12 protein-coding genes are annotated in these 17,554 nt (G+C 58.8%); 2 read left to right on the top strand and 10 right to left on the bottom strand.

All coding sequences use genetic code 11. The features are described 5' to 3' along the window. Positions 1 to 153 precede the first annotated feature (153 nt). From AVCG78_RS20445 to AVCG78_RS20420, 6 genes are all read right to left on the bottom strand, one after another. On the bottom strand, positions 154 to 2,082 hold the full coding sequence (locus tag AVCG78_RS20445; RefSeq protein WP_071203136.1) for a beta-galactosidase: 1,929 nt from the start codon (positions 2,080 to 2,082) through the stop codon (positions 154 to 156). Continuing rightward, positions 2,082 to 3,179 carry an ABC transporter ATP-binding protein gene (locus AVCG78_RS20440; protein ID WP_070147400.1) on the bottom strand — a complete coding sequence of 366 codons (1,098 nt, stop codon included), beginning with the start codon at positions 3,177 to 3,179 and terminating at the stop codon, positions 2,082 to 2,084. The genes AVCG78_RS20445 and AVCG78_RS20440 overlap by 1 nt, the downstream gene beginning before the upstream one ends. Further along, positions 3,172 to 5,277 (bottom strand): alpha-galactosidase, encoded by a 2,106-nt coding sequence (locus AVCG78_RS20435; RefSeq protein ID WP_071584408.1) that lies wholly within the window; start codon positions 5,275 to 5,277, stop codon positions 3,172 to 3,174. The genes AVCG78_RS20440 and AVCG78_RS20435 overlap by 8 nt, the downstream gene beginning before the upstream one ends. Continuing rightward, positions 5,274 to 6,125 (bottom strand): carbohydrate ABC transporter permease, encoded by an 852-nt coding sequence (locus AVCG78_RS20430; RefSeq protein WP_041698573.1) that lies wholly within the window; start codon positions 6,123 to 6,125, stop codon positions 5,274 to 5,276. The genes AVCG78_RS20435 and AVCG78_RS20430 overlap by 4 nt, the downstream gene beginning before the upstream one ends. Next, positions 6,125 to 7,033, bottom strand: coding sequence for a carbohydrate ABC transporter permease (locus AVCG78_RS20425; protein ID WP_071203131.1), 909 nt, complete (start codon positions 7,031 to 7,033; stop codon positions 6,125 to 6,127). The genes AVCG78_RS20430 and AVCG78_RS20425 overlap by 1 nt, the downstream gene beginning before the upstream one ends. 113 nt (positions 7,034 to 7,146) lie before the next feature. After that, a complete protein-coding gene (locus AVCG78_RS20420; protein ID WP_012654053.1) occupies positions 7,147 to 8,379 on the bottom strand; it encodes an ABC transporter substrate-binding protein in 1,233 nt (410 codons plus the stop codon). Positions 8,380 to 8,644: 265 nt separating this feature from the next. Here AVCG78_RS20420 and AVCG78_RS20415 point away from each other — a divergent pair, with 265 nt between their 5' ends. Both AVCG78_RS20415 and fhuF read left to right on the top strand, forming a co-directional pair. Continuing rightward, on the top strand, positions 8,645 to 9,580 hold the full coding sequence (locus AVCG78_RS20415) for a helix-turn-helix domain-containing protein (protein ID WP_071584409.1): 936 nt from the start codon (positions 8,645 to 8,647) through the stop codon (positions 9,578 to 9,580). 117 nt (positions 9,581 to 9,697) lie between these two features. Continuing rightward, a complete protein-coding gene (gene fhuF / locus AVCG78_RS20410; protein WP_071206467.1) occupies positions 9,698 to 10,483 on the top strand; it encodes a siderophore-iron reductase FhuF in 786 nt (261 codons plus the stop codon). A gap of 50 nt (positions 10,484 to 10,533) precedes the next feature. On the opposite strand, the gene AVCG78_RS20405 is transcribed toward fhuF, so the two are convergent. The 4 genes from AVCG78_RS20405 to AVCG78_RS20390 form a co-directional block, all read right to left on the bottom strand. Continuing rightward, on the bottom strand, positions 10,534 to 10,953 hold the full coding sequence (locus AVCG78_RS20405) for a GNAT family N-acetyltransferase (RefSeq protein ID WP_156582626.1): 420 nt from the start codon (positions 10,951 to 10,953) through the stop codon (positions 10,534 to 10,536). Between the two features lie 199 nt (positions 10,954 to 11,152). Then, complete coding sequence (locus tag AVCG78_RS20400) at positions 11,153 to 11,776, bottom strand: sigma-70 family RNA polymerase sigma factor (RefSeq protein ID WP_071206471.1); 624 nt, start codon at positions 11,774 to 11,776, stop codon at positions 11,153 to 11,155. A 373-nt stretch (positions 11,777 to 12,149) separates the two neighbouring features. After that, positions 12,150 to 13,466, bottom strand: coding sequence for a lysine N(6)-hydroxylase/L-ornithine N(5)-oxygenase family protein (locus tag AVCG78_RS20395; protein WP_071584410.1), 1,317 nt, complete (start codon positions 13,464 to 13,466; stop codon positions 12,150 to 12,152). Positions 13,467 to 13,521: 55 nt separating this feature from the next. Then, a complete protein-coding gene (locus tag AVCG78_RS20390) occupies positions 13,522 to 17,505 on the bottom strand; it encodes a non-ribosomal peptide synthetase (RefSeq protein ID WP_156582613.1) in 3,984 nt (1,327 codons plus the stop codon). Positions 17,506 to 17,554: the final 49 nt, after the last annotated feature.

Genomic DNA, 17,554 nt, shown 5'->3' with positions numbered 1-17,554 from the left:
TGAAAACTGCTGAAACTGATAGGACTGCCTGCTCCGTCCTGCCGGCCTTCTTCCGAGATGTCAACGCGCCAAACAAGCCCAAGCATGACACTATGCGCCTCCTCGAAAAGGAGACGCATTTTCTCGACAATATCAGCAATCAAGCCCTGAAAATCAGAGCCATACCGCCAATTGCTGCGGCTTGAGCACTGGTCCGCCCAAGACAAACTCGCCCGATACCGGAATGGTCCAGTCCTCAGCCCCATAATTGAAGGCGAAGGTGAAGTGGCCCCGGCGGCGGATGCGGATATGCTCCGGCAAAACAAGGGTTTCGAGACCAACCTTTTTCGCCAGCACCGCCAGTGTTGAAGACAGCAATGCCTCGTCGGGCCAGCAGGCCAGATAATAGTGGCCGTTCCGGCTCGTCAGGGCCGGATCGCCGTTTTCGAATGTGGCGATGACGGTTGCCGTGGTTTCCAGATATTCCCGCCAGCGGATGGCCCGGCCCGAAACTGAGCCTGAAACGCTATCGCCAAGACCGGGACGTAGTGAGGCGACCTGGGTTTGGCGCGTGCCGGTCAAGGGAGCCAGCGGACCGGGCGGCAGGTTTTCCGGAATACGGAATTTTTCGTCCCGTGAGCCGGTGCGCGGGCCGTACAGCACGACGGCGTCAGCGCTTTTAAACGCCGCAAGCGCCGTCTCGTTCACCTGCATCAGGCAGGGAACGAGCACCAGTTTATAACCGGACAGATCAGCGCCAGGGCGCACAAAATCCACGTCCAGCCCCAGGCGGCGGGCTGCCTCGTACCAGCGAAACGCCAATTCCTCGTAGCGGAAATCCCGGCCCTGCGGCTGGATCGTCGTCGCCCAATAACTGGCATAGTCATAGACCAGGGCCACCGGTGCCTGAACACTCTCTGGCAGATCGCCAAGCGCTGCCAGTTCGCCAGCAACGGCATGCGCTTCCAACCCGCCCACCGACCATTCATCAAGCCCCGGCAGATTGAGGCCTGCATGCATCTGCTCCTGCGCAAACGGTGCCTGGCGCCAGCGAAAATAGCTGACAACCTCGGCCCCGTGCGCCAGCGCTTCCCAGGTCCACAGCCTGACCATGCCGGGCTTGGGAACTGGGTTCCACGGTGCCCAATTGACCGGGCCGGGCTGCTGTTCCATCACCCAGAACCGGCCACGGCCAACACCGCGATAGAGATCATGGTGGAACGGCGCGATATCGGGATGGGAGGTTTCCGCCCAACGATTGCGCTCGTCTTCGGTAAACGGGAATTTCTCGACGAAGCCAATCGGATAGCTGTCCCAGCTGGCGAGATCGAGATTGTCGCCCACCTGGAAATGATCGAAATCATTGATGAAACCCATGAAGTTATGGGTGATCCAGCGGCCCGGCGAATGCTTGCGGATGATGTCCACCTGCATTTTATCATAGGCGGCCACCTGATCGGAGGAGAAGCGCCAGAAATCCAGCCGCTGCGCCGGGTTCGGCTCGGTCACGGTGCGGGTGGGTAGCTCGACTTCATCGAAACTGTTGACTTCCATCGACCAGAACACCGATCCCCAGGCCTCATTGAGCTGGTCGGTGGTCTGATACCGCATCCGCAACCAGCGGCGGAAGGCCTTCAGGTCTTCAGGCCCCCAAGATACGGTGGTGTCATGGCAGCCGTATTCGTTATCGGTCTGCCAGCCAACAATGCCCGGATGGGTGCCGTAGCGCTTGGCGATGACTTCAACGATTCGAGCGCTTTCGGCCCACCAGATTTCGCTGGAAAAACTATAATGGCGACGTGAGCCGAAGCCGCGCGCATTCCCGTCCGCATCATAGGGCGCAATGTCTGGATGCTCGTCCATCAACCATTTCGGCGGTGTGGCGGTCGGGGTGCCCAGCACCACCTTTAGGCCCGCCGCATGCAGAATATCGATGGCCCGGTCCAGCCATTCGAAGGTGAACTGACCCCGCCTTGCCTCCAGCCGCGACCAGGCGAATTCGCCGATGCGCACATAGGAAATGCCAAGCCTGCGCATGTTCTGCGCGTCGATATGCCATTGGCTCTCCGGCCAATGTTCGGGATAATAGCAAACGCCCAGCATTATCGTGTCAGGTCTCCGTTGATCACCGCCTTGCCTGCCTCGTCAAACAAATGACAAGCGGCGGCGGGAATGCCGATCGACAGGGTTTCACCCGGCTTGGCCGTCGCCAGTCCATCCGCCTTGACGGACAACTCTGTGCCATCGGCCAGAGTGACGAAAAACAGCGTTTCGGACCCGAGATATTCAGCCAACCGAACCGGCCGCGACAGAACAAGGTCCCCCTTGCCCGTCGCATCGATATGTTCGGGGCGAATGCCGAGCGTCATCTTGCCTGGGCTGATTGCCTTGCCCTGCGCATCCAGCGTGATTGCCGCGCCATCGGCCAGCGTCACCACCACTTTGCCGCCGTCGGCGGGCGCGACGGTCACGGGCAGGACATTCATTTTCGGCGAGCCGATAAAGCCTGCGACAAACAGATTGTTGGGGCGGTGATAAAGCTCCAGCGGCGTGCCGACCTGCTCGATCAGGCCAGCCGATAGCACGACGATCTTGTCGGCCATGGTCATGGCTTCCACCTGGTCATGGGTGACGTAGATCATTGTCGCCTTCAGATCCTGATGCAGCTTGGACAGCTCCGTGCGCATCTGCACCCGAAGGGCGGCATCCAGATTGGACAGCGGCTCATCGAACAGGAAGACCTCCGGTTCCCGCACGATGGCGCGGCCAATGGCGACACGCTGGCGCTGGCCACCGGATAATTGACCCGGCTTGCGCTCCATCAGCGCATCCAGTTGCAGCAATTCGGCTGCTTTTTTGGTCCGCGCCTCAATCATCGGCTTGGGATGGCCGGTCATTTTCAGGCCAAAGCCAATATTGTCGCGCACCGTCATATGCGGGTAAAGAGCATAGGACTGGAAAACCATGGCAACACCGCGCTCAGACGGACCAATCCGGGTCATATCCTTGCCGCCAATCGTCAGCCCACCGGAGGTGATCTCCTCCAACCCGGCAATCATCCGCAGCAGAGTAGACTTGCCGCAGCCGGAGGGGCCGACGAACACGCAGAATTCGCCGTCCTTGACGTCGAGATCGACGCCCTTGATGACGCTCAGCGCGCCGAATTGTTTCTTGACGCCCCGCAGGCTTACATCAGCCATGGTGGTCTCCTCCCTCAACAGGTTCCAGTTCCAGCAGCATCGCGCTTTCCGGCCGCAGCATCGGCAGCGGCAAGCCGCCAAGCTTGAGATCTGCAAGGTCAAACGTGACCTTGCCAGCCAACAGGCGCTTCTGCCCTTCGGATATACGAATGAAATTCGGCTGAGCCGGATGCGTGGCGGCAATTTTCCAGCGCCCACCGATGCGGGTCACGACGTCAGGCAGGGTCAACGGCTCAGGCTGTTCGCCCACCATCTGCGGGCCTTGAGCAACGAAGACGGCGATGCGCTTGCTGTCCGCCGCACCCCAGACATAGCGCCCATCGCGCGGCTCCTTGGAAAAATTGGCGCTTGGCGCATGCAGCAAAGGCCGCAGCCGCTTGTGGATGGCAATCCAGGTCTTCAGCTCGGCACGTTCCTCGCCTTCCAGTTCCAGCGGGTTCAACTCGACGCCAAGGTGATAGGCCATTGCCACCAGCGCCCGGAAAGCCAGCGTATGACGGCGCTCCGTCTGGTGGTTTGGCGAGGCCGAAATATGGCTGCCAAGCACTTCCGGTGGCACGAAAACCGAGGCACCGCGCTGAATTTCCAGCCGCTCCAGCGCATCGGTGCAATCGGAGGTCCAGACCCGGTGGGTGCGGGCAAGCGCGCCGTAATCAATCCTTCCACCGCCAGAAGCACAGCTTTCGATTTCCACCTGCGGATGGGCTGCCCGCACCCGGTCCATCAATGCGTAGACGGCGCGGGTCTGGGCTGAAATTTTCGCCCGCCCGTCGCGCCCACCTGCATGGGTCAGGTCTCGGTTCATGTCCCATTTGACATAGGATACCGCACGATTGGCCAGCACCGCGTCGATCTTTTCAAACAGATAGTCGCTGACCTCCGGTCGTGTCAGATCCAGCACCAGCTGGTTGCGGGATGTCAGCAAAGGGCGGCCCTTGACCTGCAAGACCCAATCGGGATGCAGCTCATAGAGGGTGGAGACCGGGTTGATCATTTCCGGCTCGAACCAGATGCCGAACTGCATGCCAAGACCGGTGACGTGATCGACCAGCGGCGACAGGCCGTCGGGATATTTGCGGGCGTCGATATCCCAATCGCCAAGGCTGGTCGTGTCGTCGTCCCGCTTGCCAAACCAGCCATCATCCAGCACGAAACGCTCAATGCCAAGTTCGGCAGCGGAGGTCGCCTGCGCCTTGAGCGATCCCATCTGGTGGTCGAAATAATTGCCCTCCCAGGTATTCAAAGTCACCGGACGCGGCGACATCGCACCATCAGGCCAATGCATCAGGTCATTGCGGACAAAGGCATGGAAAGCCGCCCGGTCCGCACCGGCATAGGCAACCGGGCTGCGATAGTTCTCGCCCGGCGCAAGGATCGTTTCGCCCGGCTCGAACAGCTCGCCGAGATGCACGAGGCGGCGGCCATCGTCCAGCCAGTCGATAACGGTCTGGTGGTTGCCGCTCCAGCCCAGCGTTACACCGAAGCTCTGCCCCTCGCCTTCGATTGTCAGCATCGGAAACCGGTCATGGGAGGTGCGGCCCCGGCGGCTTTCCTGCGCCCAAAGGCCGGTTCCCAACCTCTCGCGCCGGATCTGGAATTCGCGGCCCCACATGCCGGTGAAGCTGACCACATCAACCTGTCCAACAGGAGCAAGGAAGCTCGCTGCCATGCAACGGTCCAGGATGTAATCCTCACCGCCGATATTCTTGAGGTCGGTGGAGATCCCGATCACGCCCGACGAAAAAGTCTCGAAACGCAGCGTGATCGCCATGCCCGCCACAGCATCCTGCGCGCAAAGCAGCGTGATCCGCCCGGTCTTTTCCACCGTCCAATCGGCAAATTGCAGGATGAAGTCGCGGCCGGATCGATGACCTGAAATGGCAGGCCAGCCAAAAAAGCCCATGCCACCCACCGGCAGCAGCACCGCCGAAGGCACGGCCTCATCCATGCCATTGATGCGGCTGGAGCGTTCGACCTCGGACAAAGCCGAGCCAGCAACAGGCGTTTCGCCAAAACCGATGATTTCCGGCATGCCGATCTCTGGCATCCGCAGGCTCAAAACAAGCCCGTCCGCGCCAATCTTTACAATATCATTCATCCCTTGGTTGCTCCAAGTGTCAGCCCGGCAATGAAATGCCGCTGCATCAGGAAAAACATGGCGACCGGTGGCAAGGCCGCGACGATCGACCCGGCGGAAACCAGGTTCCAGGCGGCGACCCACTGACCGTTCAGCGAATAAAGCCCCGCCGTGACAGGCATGGCAGCTTGGCTCTGGACGAGAACCGTGGCCCAGAAGTAGTCGTTCCAAACAAAGGTGAAGACCAGCACTGACAGCGCCGCAATGGCGGGCCGCATCAGCGGCAGCACGATATAGCGAAAGATCCGCCATTCCGACACGCCCTCGACCCGCGCCGATTCGATCAGCGCAAACGGCAGGCCCTTGATGAAATTGCGCATGAACAGCGTACAGAACCCGGTCTGAAAGGCGACATGAAACAGCACCAAGCCGGTAACAGTGTCATACAGCCCCATTTTCAGCGTCATGTCGCGCACCGGCACCATGAGGATCTGGAAGGGAATGAAATTGCCGGCAACGAACAGGCAGAACAGGACGATATTGCCCTTGAACTTATAGGTCGCCAGTGCAAACCCGGTCAGGCAGGACAGCGCGACGGCACCGATCACGGTTGGAATGGTGATCTTGAAGGAATTGAGGATGTACCAGCCCAGCGGAGAGTTTTGAAACACCGCGGAATAGTTCTCAACACCGGCAAAGCCGGAGGGAATGCCGAAATAATTGCCAGCGGCCAGATCGCCCGCAGGACGCACCGAGGTCAGCGCCACGCCCAGCAAAGGCAGCAGCCAGAGAACCAGCGCGACAGGCAGAACGAGATTGTAGCCATACCGAACAATCGGCGAGGCTTTCTGGATCGGGGTCGGAAACATCAGCTATTCCTTTCCTGGCCAATCATCCGCACGACGAACAGCGTGATGAACACCATCATGATCAGGAACAGGACGACGGCGATGGCCGCGCCATAGCCCATGCGGAACCCGTATTCCGAAAGCGCTTCCTCATACATGTAATAGGACAGCACCCGGCTGGAGCCGTAAGGGCCGCCAGCCGTCATGATCGACACCAGGTCGAAGGAGCGTAGCGCGCCGATGACCGTGACGACCATGGCGATGAAGGTGGCAGGCGCCAGCTGCGGCAGGATGATGTTTTTGAGCAGCGACCAGCCCTTGGCACCATCCATGCGGGCGGCTTCCACCTGCTCAGGATTGATATTGTTGAGACCGGTCAGATACAGGATCATGCAATAGGCGGTCTGCGGCCAGAGGCCAGCGACGATGATGCCATAGGTAACGAAACGCTCATCGGCCAAAACCGCGAAATCCAAGCCGGTCAGATGCTTGATGAGCACGGAAAACAACCCGAAATTCGGTGCATAGAACCAGGTAAACATCAGGCCGACCACGACCTGGCTGATGACGAAAGGGAAGAAAAACAGCGATTTGTACAGCCGGATGCCGGTCACAGTCTGATTGAGAAACAGCGCCACCGCCAAACCGCCGGGAATGGCCAGAAGGTAGAGCACCAACCAGATCAGGTTGTTTTGCAGCGAGGTATAAAAGGCCTCGTCGCCCAGCAATTCCTGATAGTTTCCAAGCCCGATCCAGACTTTTTCACCGATACCGTCCCAATCGTGAAAGCTGATCCAGACAGACTGGAAAATCGGCAACACGACATAGATGACGAACATCACCAGACCGGGCGCTAAAAACAGCCAGGGGGCAATGCGTTGCTGGTGACGCTTCCAAAATCCGGATGAAACAGGAGCAGCAGTGCTCACGGCAGCACCTCCGTTAATGCAAGGGCTGAGGGATAGCGAAGCATCCTAGCCGTTCTGTGACTGAAAATCGGCCGAATGCCACTTGCGCGACATCCGGCCGTCGGGAGAACCGATTATTTATAAACGCGGGCACGGACCTTATCGAGACGGGCCAGGATGGCATCGACCTTGTCAGGCTTGACCATGAATTCCTGGAAACCTTCCATGCCGGCCTTGGCCATATCGGCAGGCGCGTCACGATCATAGAATTGCGCCAATGCGTAAGCGCTCGACAACATATCGAAACCGGCGCTGAGGAACGGATCGCTGGATTTTTCCGACTTGTTGTTGATCGGCAACTGACCAAGGGTGGCGTTCATCTTGGTCTGGGTTTCCGGCTTTGCGAGATAAGCCAGGAACTTGCGGGCATCCGTCTTGTTCTTGGCGCCCGAGGGAATGTGGAAGGATTCAGTCGGCGCATCTTCCGCCCGCGGCAGGCCGGGGGTGATTTCCGGGAATTGCAGGAAGCCGATCTGTTCTTCCTTCAAGCCGCCATCCTTCATCGGGGCCACGGCAAAGTTACCCATCAGATACATGGCCGCCTTGCCCTGCACGAATTGCGGCATGGCATCCTGCCAATCAAGTGCGGCATGGTTGGCGATGAAATAGCCGGGCTTGATCAGTTCATCCCATTTCGCAAACACGGCTTTGACGCGCGGGTCGGTGTAAGGCACCTTTCCGGCCGTCAGGTCCATGTGGAATTCATATCCGTTGACGCGCAGATCGAGATAGTCGAACCAGCCTGCCGTCGGCCACAGCGCCTTGGTACCGATGGTAAAGGGTGTGATGCCAGCCTTTTTCAGCTTGTCGCAGGCCGCCAGCAACTCGGCCCAGGTCTTGGGCGGTGTGATGCCTTGAGCGGCAAAAATATCCTTGCGGTAGTAAATACCCCATTGATAGGTGGAATAGGGAATGCCCCATTTCTTGCCATCGATTTCCATCGACTTGGTGGCGGATTTCAACTGATTGTTGAGATCGTCCTTGGCCCAGATATCGCTGACATCCTCAAACAGGCCAGCCTTGACGAAGGGCGCCATGCGGTTGCCAGAATACCAGGACACCACATCCGGCGCGTCAGCTGTCAGAAAGTTGCGGATCGCGGATTTATAGCCCTCGTGGTCGAAATTATTCCATTTGACGGTCACGTCAGGATTGGCGGCCTGGAAATCCTTCAGCAGCTCTTCCATCGCCTTTTTCGGCGTTGGGTCCGACTGATCGGAATTGAGCACAATCTGACCAGCAAACGCCGTTGACATGGTCAATGCATAGCCAAGCGCCAAGCTCGGCATCATTTTAAAGCAAATCATCACATTCCTCCCCGGAATCATTGTCTGCGGTATGACAGTAACCTCGTCGCCTGCAGAAGGCATTCAAGGTCGCTGTCACATTTTATATCTCCAGCATGATGTCTTGCCTCAGCCGAACGGCCCCAAGACAACCTGCCCTCTCTGCAACTCTCAGCTTCTTTGCGTCTGCCTCCTGCAAAAGCGCCTTGACCGTGCGCCAGAAAGCCGCAATCTACCTCCGAAATCCAGGCTTAAAATTCCGGTATCCTAAGATTTTCGGTGCGAAATGACTCGACGTCCTCCCTTGATCAACAGACTTGGTGCAACACCTGTACACCCCGAGCGCGATCCCGCCCATCCCCTGGTTGTATTTGGCGATAACCGCTTCTGCGCCGGAGAATTGCTGGATGTCCAGAAGATGGCTGGGCCGCATATGCACAGCCAAATCGAGCTGAATTTCGTGCTGGAAGGCTCAATGACCTATTGGTTCGATGGCCGGGAGCTGACGATTTCGGAAGGCCGGCTCTGCCTGTTCTGGGGGATGATCCCCCATCAGGTGATCGACCGGCGGGAAGGCACCCGCTTTATCTGTCTTTATGTGCCGATGTCGGTGTTTCTGGGATTGGCCAGCCTCAGCCAGTTTCGCGACTCGGTGTTTCGCGGCGCCGTCATCGAGGCTTTGCACCTGCGGGCCTGGGACCGTGAAATCTTTCTGCGCTGGCGTGACGAATTGCTGGGTGGCGATGAAGGCGATATCGAGATCGTCCGCAGCGAACTGACCGCCCGCCTGATGCGGATCGAACGGGACGGCTGGCGTGACTTGCGCGAACAGGGATCGGCGCTGGCAAGCCTTGGCCAGCGCGATGCGGGCTGGATGCTGCATGTGGAAAAAATGCTGCGCTTCATCGGCGAACACGCACCTGACACGATTTCTGCCGAGGATGTCGGCCGCGCCGCAGGTCTGCATCCCAATTATGCCATGAGCCTGTTCAAGCGTGCGGTGGGCACCACCATCAACCAGGCGATCATCCGCCACCGGCTGGACACCGCCCAATCCCTGCTGATTTCCTCCGATATGCCGATTACTGAAGTGGCCTACGAGTCAGGCTTTGGCTCGCTCTCGACCTTTTACGAGGCCTTCCAGCGTCGGTTCATGGAAAAACCGGTCCAATATCGCCGCCGGATGCGGGCGAAAGGCACGGCGGCACAGGCAATCGCATAATCCGCCTTGCCGATGTTAAATATGATTATTATCATCATGTTTTCTTGACGCCTGGAAATCCCCATTCTAATCTGCGGTCGGTTGCAGCAAGCGATCGATCAAGCGGCGGAAAAACCCATGGGATCAACGATCCAGATGTCCAGGCCGTTGGTGCGTGGCGTTCTACCCACCATCGACGATGACTGGTCGCCCGACATGCCGGGCGACGAGCGCTTTGCCTTTTGCCGCGGCAAACTGCTGCTGGACCCGCCTGAGGATGCCGAGATTATCCCTTGCGCCTCGCTTTCCGACCCGGATGTGTTTGCCGATATCATCGCCCGCTACACTTGCAAGTTTCCCGGCGCTGACAAGCGCGCGGTAATCTCGATGTGGACGCTCTATTATTTCAGCATCCTGACCATTGCGCCTACGGTCCACCGTCTGGTGCATCGGCGGCAATTATCACTCGGGCTTTCCCAGCTATCGCTGGTCTGCGATCCACAGACAGCCGAACCAAAAGCGTTCCTGCTGTCAGGTCCAGGCCGCCCCGCTGGCCAGCCCCCCGCGATAAACGATCTCTACGCCATCCTGCGCGACCATGCCGCGCCACTGATTACCCTCATTGCCGGGCATTGCGGCGTTGCGCCGAAGCTGATGTGGAACAATGTCGCCGTCTATCTCAACTGGATCATCAAGGAAATCGGCAATCAGGCCGGCCCGCATCTGATGGAAGAGGCGATTGAGATCATCTCAAGCCAGCATTGGCCGGATGGCAGCCGCAATCCGCTGTTTGGCATGATCAAACTGGCGCGCCGCCAATGCGGTATGGACCATTTCCAGCGCAAGGTCTGCTGCTTGCGCTATAACTTGCCGGGCGTTCCCGGCTGTGGCGACCTCTGCCCCCTGCCCGATGGCCGTCGCTAGAGTTTGTCAATTTCAGGCGAATTCAGGACAGTCGCATCGGCTGGGGACGATTACTCCCCGTCCGCCAAAGGCTTCACAAGCATCAGACACGGATGATCTTCGTGCCAGAGAGTCGGAAACACCTCAGCGCGAATAAATCCATTCCGGTCGTAGAAGGCCCGCGTGGCTTCGTATTGCGGCTCCCGTTTGCCACGTGGTGCCAGGGTCTTCACCGTCACCAGTCGGCAACCGGCTTTGCGGGCAAAATCCTCCGCCACTGACAGCAGGTGCCTGCCTGCCCCCTTGCGGTGATAGGCCCGGCGGGTACCGATCGCCACGATTTCCACGGCATCGGGCAGATGCGGTTTCAGCATGACAAATCCGGCCACAGTGTTCCCGTCAAGGCAGCCGAACATCGGCAAGGTCTCTGCTGCATTCGCGCAGGCATCGATCACCGCAGGCTCCGTAAACCAGTCGGACAGTTCCGACATGATCTCGCGGCAGATTTCACCCTTGTCGGCGGTCAATTCGATAATAACAAGCACAATAATCACTCATCTTTTCAATTATTTTTATCGTAAAAACGTGGTGCGCCATTGCGGTTTCAGACAGAAAATGCAGGCATAACGCCACCCGCATTTCAGAAATCCGCAACGGCAAAATCGTAAACCCGGTCGAGGTCTCCCGGCGTCAAGCCGCCGAACGATTGCAGTAGAGCGGATGCACCTCCTCGCTTAGAGGGGGCGTCGGCAACGCATCGCGTTTACCTTTGCGGCTCGAGGCTCGGCATTTCACCCCATCCGGGCAGATGGCAGCCAGGCATTGCGCATGGGCATCACGCAACAACCCGCAGACCAAGGCGCAGGAGACACCTGCCTGCCTGGCGATAATATTTTGCGGCACCCCTTCGAAAAAATGGTCCTCGTAGAATTTACGCGTCCGGGGCGGCATAGCCTCCATGGTGCAGCAGAAGGCCTGATAGGCTTCCACCTCGCGCAAATGCTCTTCGGGGCTGCCGTAATCGGATGTGCTATCACCCTCCTCCTCAACGGCAAACAGGCCCCGCTCATAACGCAGCCGACGCATATGGTCGGTGGCGAGATTGCGCACCATCCGCATCATATAGGACGCTGGAACCGCAATATCCGGCGGCAATGGCTTTGCAACAAGTTGCAAAAGCACTTCCTGAACGATGTCTTCCGCCAAAGAGGCACAACCGGTAATTCGCCGTGCGGCCCCCAGGAGTTTCGACTTGTTCATCAGGGCAGTTTTTATCTGTTCGTCACATATCGATTGCGAAATATTGGCTATCATGTCGGGCTCGCCTTGAAATCCCAGATTGAAACCGTGGAATTCCCCCCTTTATTTCCGGGGCACACTAGAAAACATGATTTAATGAGTCAAGATAAAATCGAGAGCCCCTTGCCATTTCTGTAATCAATATCAACCTACTGATTTTCAATATTTATTGAATATACAATATGCAACCGCAAAGGCGTGTGATGCCCAAAACACGCCTTTGCATCAATGCAACCCACGCCCGCCCGCCGCTATTTCTTTCGGTGCGGCGGCGGCATTGACCCCGCCTATTGCATCGTACTGAACGTTGGAATCTGTACGATGCAATAGGACTTTGTTTTCTCATCGGAGGGTCCGAAAAGCGGCCTCAACTCTTTCGTAGGATGCCTTATTCGGCAGCCTCCCCCAGACGAGAAGACATTTCGGATGCCCTCCCCTGACTTTCCCATTGCACCATAGGTTGCGGTTGCACCAAATCGAAATAGTCATAGCCAAGCATGGCATTGACGATAACAGCACTTCTCCAGGCCGCCAGACTGAGTTGCGGCTCGGCAATCCCGTGGCTATGACGCCCGGCATTCAGTACGAAAATCCGGTTTTCCTCCGGCCCGTCCCAAGCAAGCGAAAAATCACGATTGAGCACAGGTTCCCCAAGGCTGTTGTACTCGATCCGGTCTTCAAATGAGCGCAGGAATTCCGGCAATTCAAAGCGATAGCCGGTGGCAGCGACGATCATATCGACCTCAACCGTTTCGATTGCGTCGTCAAAACCATTGCGCATGGTGAGTTCGATTGTCGCTCCATTGCGCTTGGCGGCGATCACGTCGCGGTGCGGACGCAACATCATGCCGTCATCCATGCCTGCTGTTTCCAGTTGCCGCTCATACAGTCGGCGATAGAGCTTCTTCAGTGTCGAAGGCGAAACACCGTCACTGGCCAGAAGCTGGCGGCGCGTATGGGTGATGCGAAGATCCTCGGCCAAACCATGGAAGCGATCCATATAGGCCGGAGTGAACAGTTCATTGGTGAAGGGCGTCGCGTCCAACGGCTCAAAATTCGCCCTGCGGCTGATCCAGTCGATCGAAGCCACGCTTTTCAAGTCAAGCAGCGCATCTACGATTTCAGCGCCGCTCTGGCCGCCGCCAATCACCGCCACCCTGCGCGCCCTGATGCCGCCGAGCCGCTCTGTGGCCTCGCTGCTGTGGAAAATCATCGATTTCGGCAGGCCTTCAGCCCAGTCCGGCATGGATGGTTTCTTGCCGATACCAACGGCCATGTTACGGGCCAGAAAACGGGTGCCATCCACATTGATGGACAACAGCCGATCCGCCGCATCGACCTGGCGCACCGTTTGACCAAAGGACAGCGATGGCAGACCACGAGCCACCCAGCTCAGATAATCGGCAAATTCCTTGCGCGGCACCGCCTCATATTCGGCATTCAAAAACTGGTAGAAGCGCTTGTGGCGCACCAGATAGGACAGGAAACTCCAGGGACTGGTTGGGTTGGTGCCTGTGACCAGATCTTTCAGAAATGACGTCTGCATATCGGCACCCGGCAGCATCATGCCCGGATGCCAGGAAAACGCCGGGCGGCTGTCAAAAAATTGCGCCGTGACCGCTGGGATCGAATCCAGCTGCGCGGCAAGGCTGAGATTGAACGGACCAATTCCGGCTCCCGCCAGATCGAGCACGTGGGATGTCATGATTGCACTCCAGACTGAGTTTGAAAACAAAAGGGAGGGAAAATACAGAGCCGGATTACGGCTTGACTTGAATGGCCAGATCCAGCCGCTGGGCAAAGCGCTGATGGAAACGGGACTTGCCGATAATCGACAGATGGTTGGTGCCAGTCACCAATTCGCAAGCCGTCGCATTAGGCGAATAGCGTCGCCAGTCGATGACGCTGAGGCCCCGCGTCACCGAATCCTCAGCCGAGAACGCATGGATGCGGAACTCCGAGGCTTCCAGCTGATAATTGCGGAAAATCATCGCGTTATCGAGCAGAACCCAGAAAATATGCTCTTCCGAGCCAATATCTGGACCATCGACAGGCAGCGGCACGTTATGCTTGACGATATGATGCAGGAATTGCTCGTAAACCTCCGCATCCATCGCCGCCATCAGCGTCAACCAGGCCTCGCGCATCGGCGCTACCTTTAGCCAGCGTTGCACGGCGTCATGGGTGCGCTCACGCACCCCAGGCTCGAAATGCGGCCAGACGCCAATGGCGAATTCATCGCCCATGTCGCAGACATCGACCATGCCGATCATCCGAAGATCGACGTCATTGCCAAGCTGCTGCGCTGCCTCATAGGCGAGAAGCCCGCCCCAGGACCAGCCAAGAAAGGCGCAAGGCCGTCCCTTAGCCTGGCTGCGCACCGCTTCGGCATAGCGGGCGGTGATATCCTCGACCCTGGTGCTGAGCGCCGGTGTTTCCGTCAGCGAATAGCAGACGAAGCCGGTAGCCGGCTGGTTCGGCCCGAGGTAATCCACCAATCGCATATATTCCCGCGTGCTGACCAGAAGACCCGGGAAGCAATAGAGCACAGGACGGTCGCCGTCGCGGCGCAGATAGATCGCCCCGACCTTGTCCTCCTGCCGGTTTTCGTCCATCGCCAGCGCCAGATCCCGCACCGTTGGATAGTTGAACATATCGGCAATGGTCAGCGGCCATTTCGGATGCTGCATTTTCAGCCGCGAGACGATCCGCACCGCCGCCAGCGACTGGCCACCGACATCGAAGAAGTTTTCGGTCACGCCGAGTTCTGTGATATCAAGGATCTGTTTCCAGACCTCCAGAATGGCGGATTCCTTGTCGTTGGCGGGAGCGACGATGTCACGTTGCAGCTTCGGCAGCGGCAAGGCGCTGCGGTCGAGCTTGCTGTTCGGTCCCATCGGCAGAGCGTCAAGCACCATGATATGCTGCGGCACCATGTAATCCGGCAGGGCCGTGACGGCGGCGCGGCGAAGGTCGTTGACGTTCACATCCTCATTGTCACGCGCCACCACATAGGCGATCAACGCGCTGCGTCCACTGTCCTGATGCAGCAGCACCACGGCTTCCGACACGTTCGGATCGGCCCGCAGCACCGCCTCGATTTCGCCCGGCTCGATGCGATAGCCACGCAATTTGATCTGGTGATCGACACGACCGGCAAATTCTACCGTGCCATCTTCGCGCCAGCGGCCCAGATCGCCGGACTTGTACATCCGCCCGCCATTGGTGGAAAACGGATTATCGATGAAACGCTCCGCCGTCAGCTCCGGCTGGCCGAGATAGCCGCGGGCAATGCCGCTGCCGCCGATATGGATTTCGCCGATCACGCCGACCGGCACCGGCACCAGATCGCTATCCAGTACATAGATGCGGCGGTCGCCGACACCCCGGCCAATCGGCGCAACCGTACCCTCGAACCGGGTTCCCGCCGGAATTTTCCACACCATCGGCGTCATGATGGTTTCGGTTGGGCCATAGCCGTTGATCAACATCTGCGCCTTGAGATTGTCGGTCAGCAGATCGAAAACCGCCTGAGACAGCGCTTCACCGCCGAAGGAATAAAGCCGCAGCTGCGGTATCCCGCCCTTTTCCGCCGCATATTCGGCAAGGCCGCGCACATAGCTGGTCGGCAGGCTGGCATTGTTGACGCCGTGCCTGCGCATCAGCGCGAAAGCATCTTCCGGCGTCGCCAGCTTATCCGCCGTCAGCACCACGCCGCCACCCGCCATCAGCGGCACCATCCAGCGCTCATGCCCGCCATCCGAGGTAAAGGGCAGGACCGGATATTCGCAGGAATTCTCATCCATTTCGTAGATGCGCAGCGTCGCCTTGCAATGATGCGCCAGCGGACCATGCTCAACGGCCACCCCCTTCGGGATACCGGTGGAGCCGGACGTATAGATAACATAGGCAAGCTGGGCTGGCGCAATGGCGATGACCGGCGGCTCAGTGCTTTCTGAGGATAGATCGAGCGTGTCGAGATTGAGGATCGGCGTGCCGATGTCACGCGGCAAATCGGTGATGTAGCGGCTGCGCGAAATCACCAGCGCCAGACCCGGCGCGCTGAGGATATGGCGATTGCGGGCCTCGGGATGATCCGGCTCGACCGGGGTAAAAGCGCCACCGGCTTTCAGCACCGCCAGAATGGCGATGATCGCGTCGATGGATTTGTTCAGCGCCACGGCGACCCGGTCTTCCGGGCCGATCCCCATGGTGACCAGCCGGTGGGCGAGCCGGTTGGCGGCGGCCTCCAGCGCGCCATGGGTAATTGACGTATCGCCCTGGGCCACCGCGAAAGCGTCTGGCCTACGCTGCGCCTGCGCCGAAATCACCTGATGGATCGGCGTGCCATCATCAGCCTCAGGCTGGTCGAGATAGGGCGCTGACAGCCGGTCCAGCTCTTCAACCGACATGAAAGCAATCGCGTTGACCATCTGCTCCGGCTGACGCCGCAGGGCCTCGAACGCCAGGCTCAGATCGCGGGCGAACCGGTCGATCATTGCATCACTATGGCTCTTCGGATCGTAGCCCAGCCGGATCGCCAATGTCTGCGTACCCAGGCCGGAAACGGTAACCACCAGACCTGCATCGCGCCGCGCAGGCGGCTCCACCAGAACGGCAACCGGCTGACCGGCCAAAACCTGGGCCTCCACCTGGAGAGCGGGCCGCACATCCAGCACCGTTGCAACCAGGCTGGCGGCCTCGAAGCCATCGTCGCGCCGCGCCAGGGCATTCGTCAGCGCTTCGAACGGCAAAGGGTGGGACAGCGCGGTGGCAACCCCCTCGGCCAGCCGTTCGCGCACTGCGTCAAGAGCCAAACGACCGTCGATCTCGCTGGTCACAAGCAACAGATCTTCTGTGCGGGTCGCAACCGGGCAATCCGCCTGCCGGGTTACCAGCCCGATCCGCTGGGTACCACAGCCGCTATAGCGACGAAGCACAATGGCCAGTGCCGCCAGGCTGTCCTGCGTCACATCAGCCACGGATGTCGAGGCAGAGCATGCGACCTCGACGCGTTTTTCGCGCCATGCCTGCTGATCAGAACTGGTCACGCCAGCCGCTGGAGCCTGGGTTGGCAGCATCGCCACCGTCTCTTGCGCAGCCAACCGGTGAAACCAGAAATCGGCGTCAGCATCTGAGGTCTGGGGCAGCGCTGCGCCCTGGGCCAACCAATGTGAGGCCTCGATCAAACCCGCCTCTTCGCCCACCAGATCAACCTGCCGATCTAGTCCAACAAGAAAATCGACCGCCAACCGGTCGAGTGCCGACCGGTCGCCGATAAGAGGATGCAAGGACAACAGCACACCAACCGCCTGCCCCCCAGCCGTAAATAGCGTCAATTGACCGGCGGCATCCTTTTCCAGGTCGAGCGCCCTTCCGGAATAGGCGGCGGACGCCTGCTTTAAGGCTACCTCCAGATCCTCATTCCTTGCCAGATCACACTCGACAACAGGCAAGGGCTTTTGGCCGAGCAACTGATAAACGATCCCACCCGCCCGGACCTCAAAGCGACGATTTAACAGGGGATGACGACGCACCAGCGTTTCAATTCCAACGTGTGCACGATCAACCCCGACAGGCGCGAAGCGAAAGCCGATCGACTGACGTCCATAGACCGCCTCATGGCCCGCCTGCGACAACAGCCAGATCCGTGATTGCTGCGATGATAATGGCCATGCACGCCCCTCATCGAAGCCGGGTTTGGCGATTGATGCGGCCGTCGTTGCCCGATCATGAATTGTCATTGCTTCCAGAGCCTCGCGCTTTTGCAGTTTTCATCTGAATTTTTATTTA

The sequence above is a fragment of the Gillisella vitis genome (genome assembly GCF_021559775.1).
Taxonomy (GTDB): domain Bacteria; phylum Pseudomonadota; class Alphaproteobacteria; order Rhizobiales; family Rhizobiaceae; genus Allorhizobium; species Allorhizobium ampelinum.
The sequence above is the reverse complement of the archived record's forward strand: the minus strand, read 5'-3'. Positions and strand labels throughout refer to the sequence as shown.

Excerpts from the sequence above, each read along its gene's own strand:
- AVCG78_RS20395 (WP_071584410.1), bottom strand. The coding sequence starts at position 13,466 with ATGACATCCCACGTGCTCGATCTGGCGGGAGCCGGAATTGGTCCGTTC.
- AVCG78_RS20415 (WP_071584409.1), top strand. The coding sequence starts at position 8,645 with ATGACTCGACGTCCTCCCTTGATCAACAGACTTGGTGCAACACCTGTA.
- AVCG78_RS20390 (WP_156582613.1), bottom strand. The coding sequence starts at position 17,505 with ATGACAATTCATGATCGGGCAACGACGGCCGCATCAATCGCCAAACCC.
- AVCG78_RS20420 (WP_012654053.1), bottom strand. The coding sequence starts at position 8,379 with ATGATTTGCTTTAAAATGATGCCGAGCTTGGCGCTTGGCTATGCATTG.
- AVCG78_RS20405 (WP_156582626.1), bottom strand. The coding sequence starts at position 10,953 with ATGTCGGAACTGTCCGACTGGTTTACGGAGCCTGCGGTGATCGATGCC.
- AVCG78_RS20445 (WP_071203136.1), bottom strand. The coding sequence starts at position 2,082 with ATGCTGGGCGTTTGCTATTATCCCGAACATTGGCCGGAGAGCCAATGG.
- AVCG78_RS20440 (WP_070147400.1), bottom strand. The coding sequence starts at position 3,179 with ATGGCTGATGTAAGCCTGCGGGGCGTCAAGAAACAATTCGGCGCGCTG.
- AVCG78_RS20400 (WP_071206471.1), bottom strand. The coding sequence starts at position 11,776 with ATGATAGCCAATATTTCGCAATCGATATGTGACGAACAGATAAAAACT.
- fhuF (WP_071206467.1), top strand. The coding sequence starts at position 9,698 with ATGGGATCAACGATCCAGATGTCCAGGCCGTTGGTGCGTGGCGTTCTA.
- AVCG78_RS20435 (WP_071584408.1), bottom strand. The coding sequence starts at position 5,277 with ATGAATGATATTGTAAAGATTGGCGCGGACGGGCTTGTTTTGAGCCTG.
- AVCG78_RS20430 (WP_041698573.1), bottom strand. The coding sequence starts at position 6,125 with ATGTTTCCGACCCCGATCCAGAAAGCCTCGCCGATTGTTCGGTATGGC.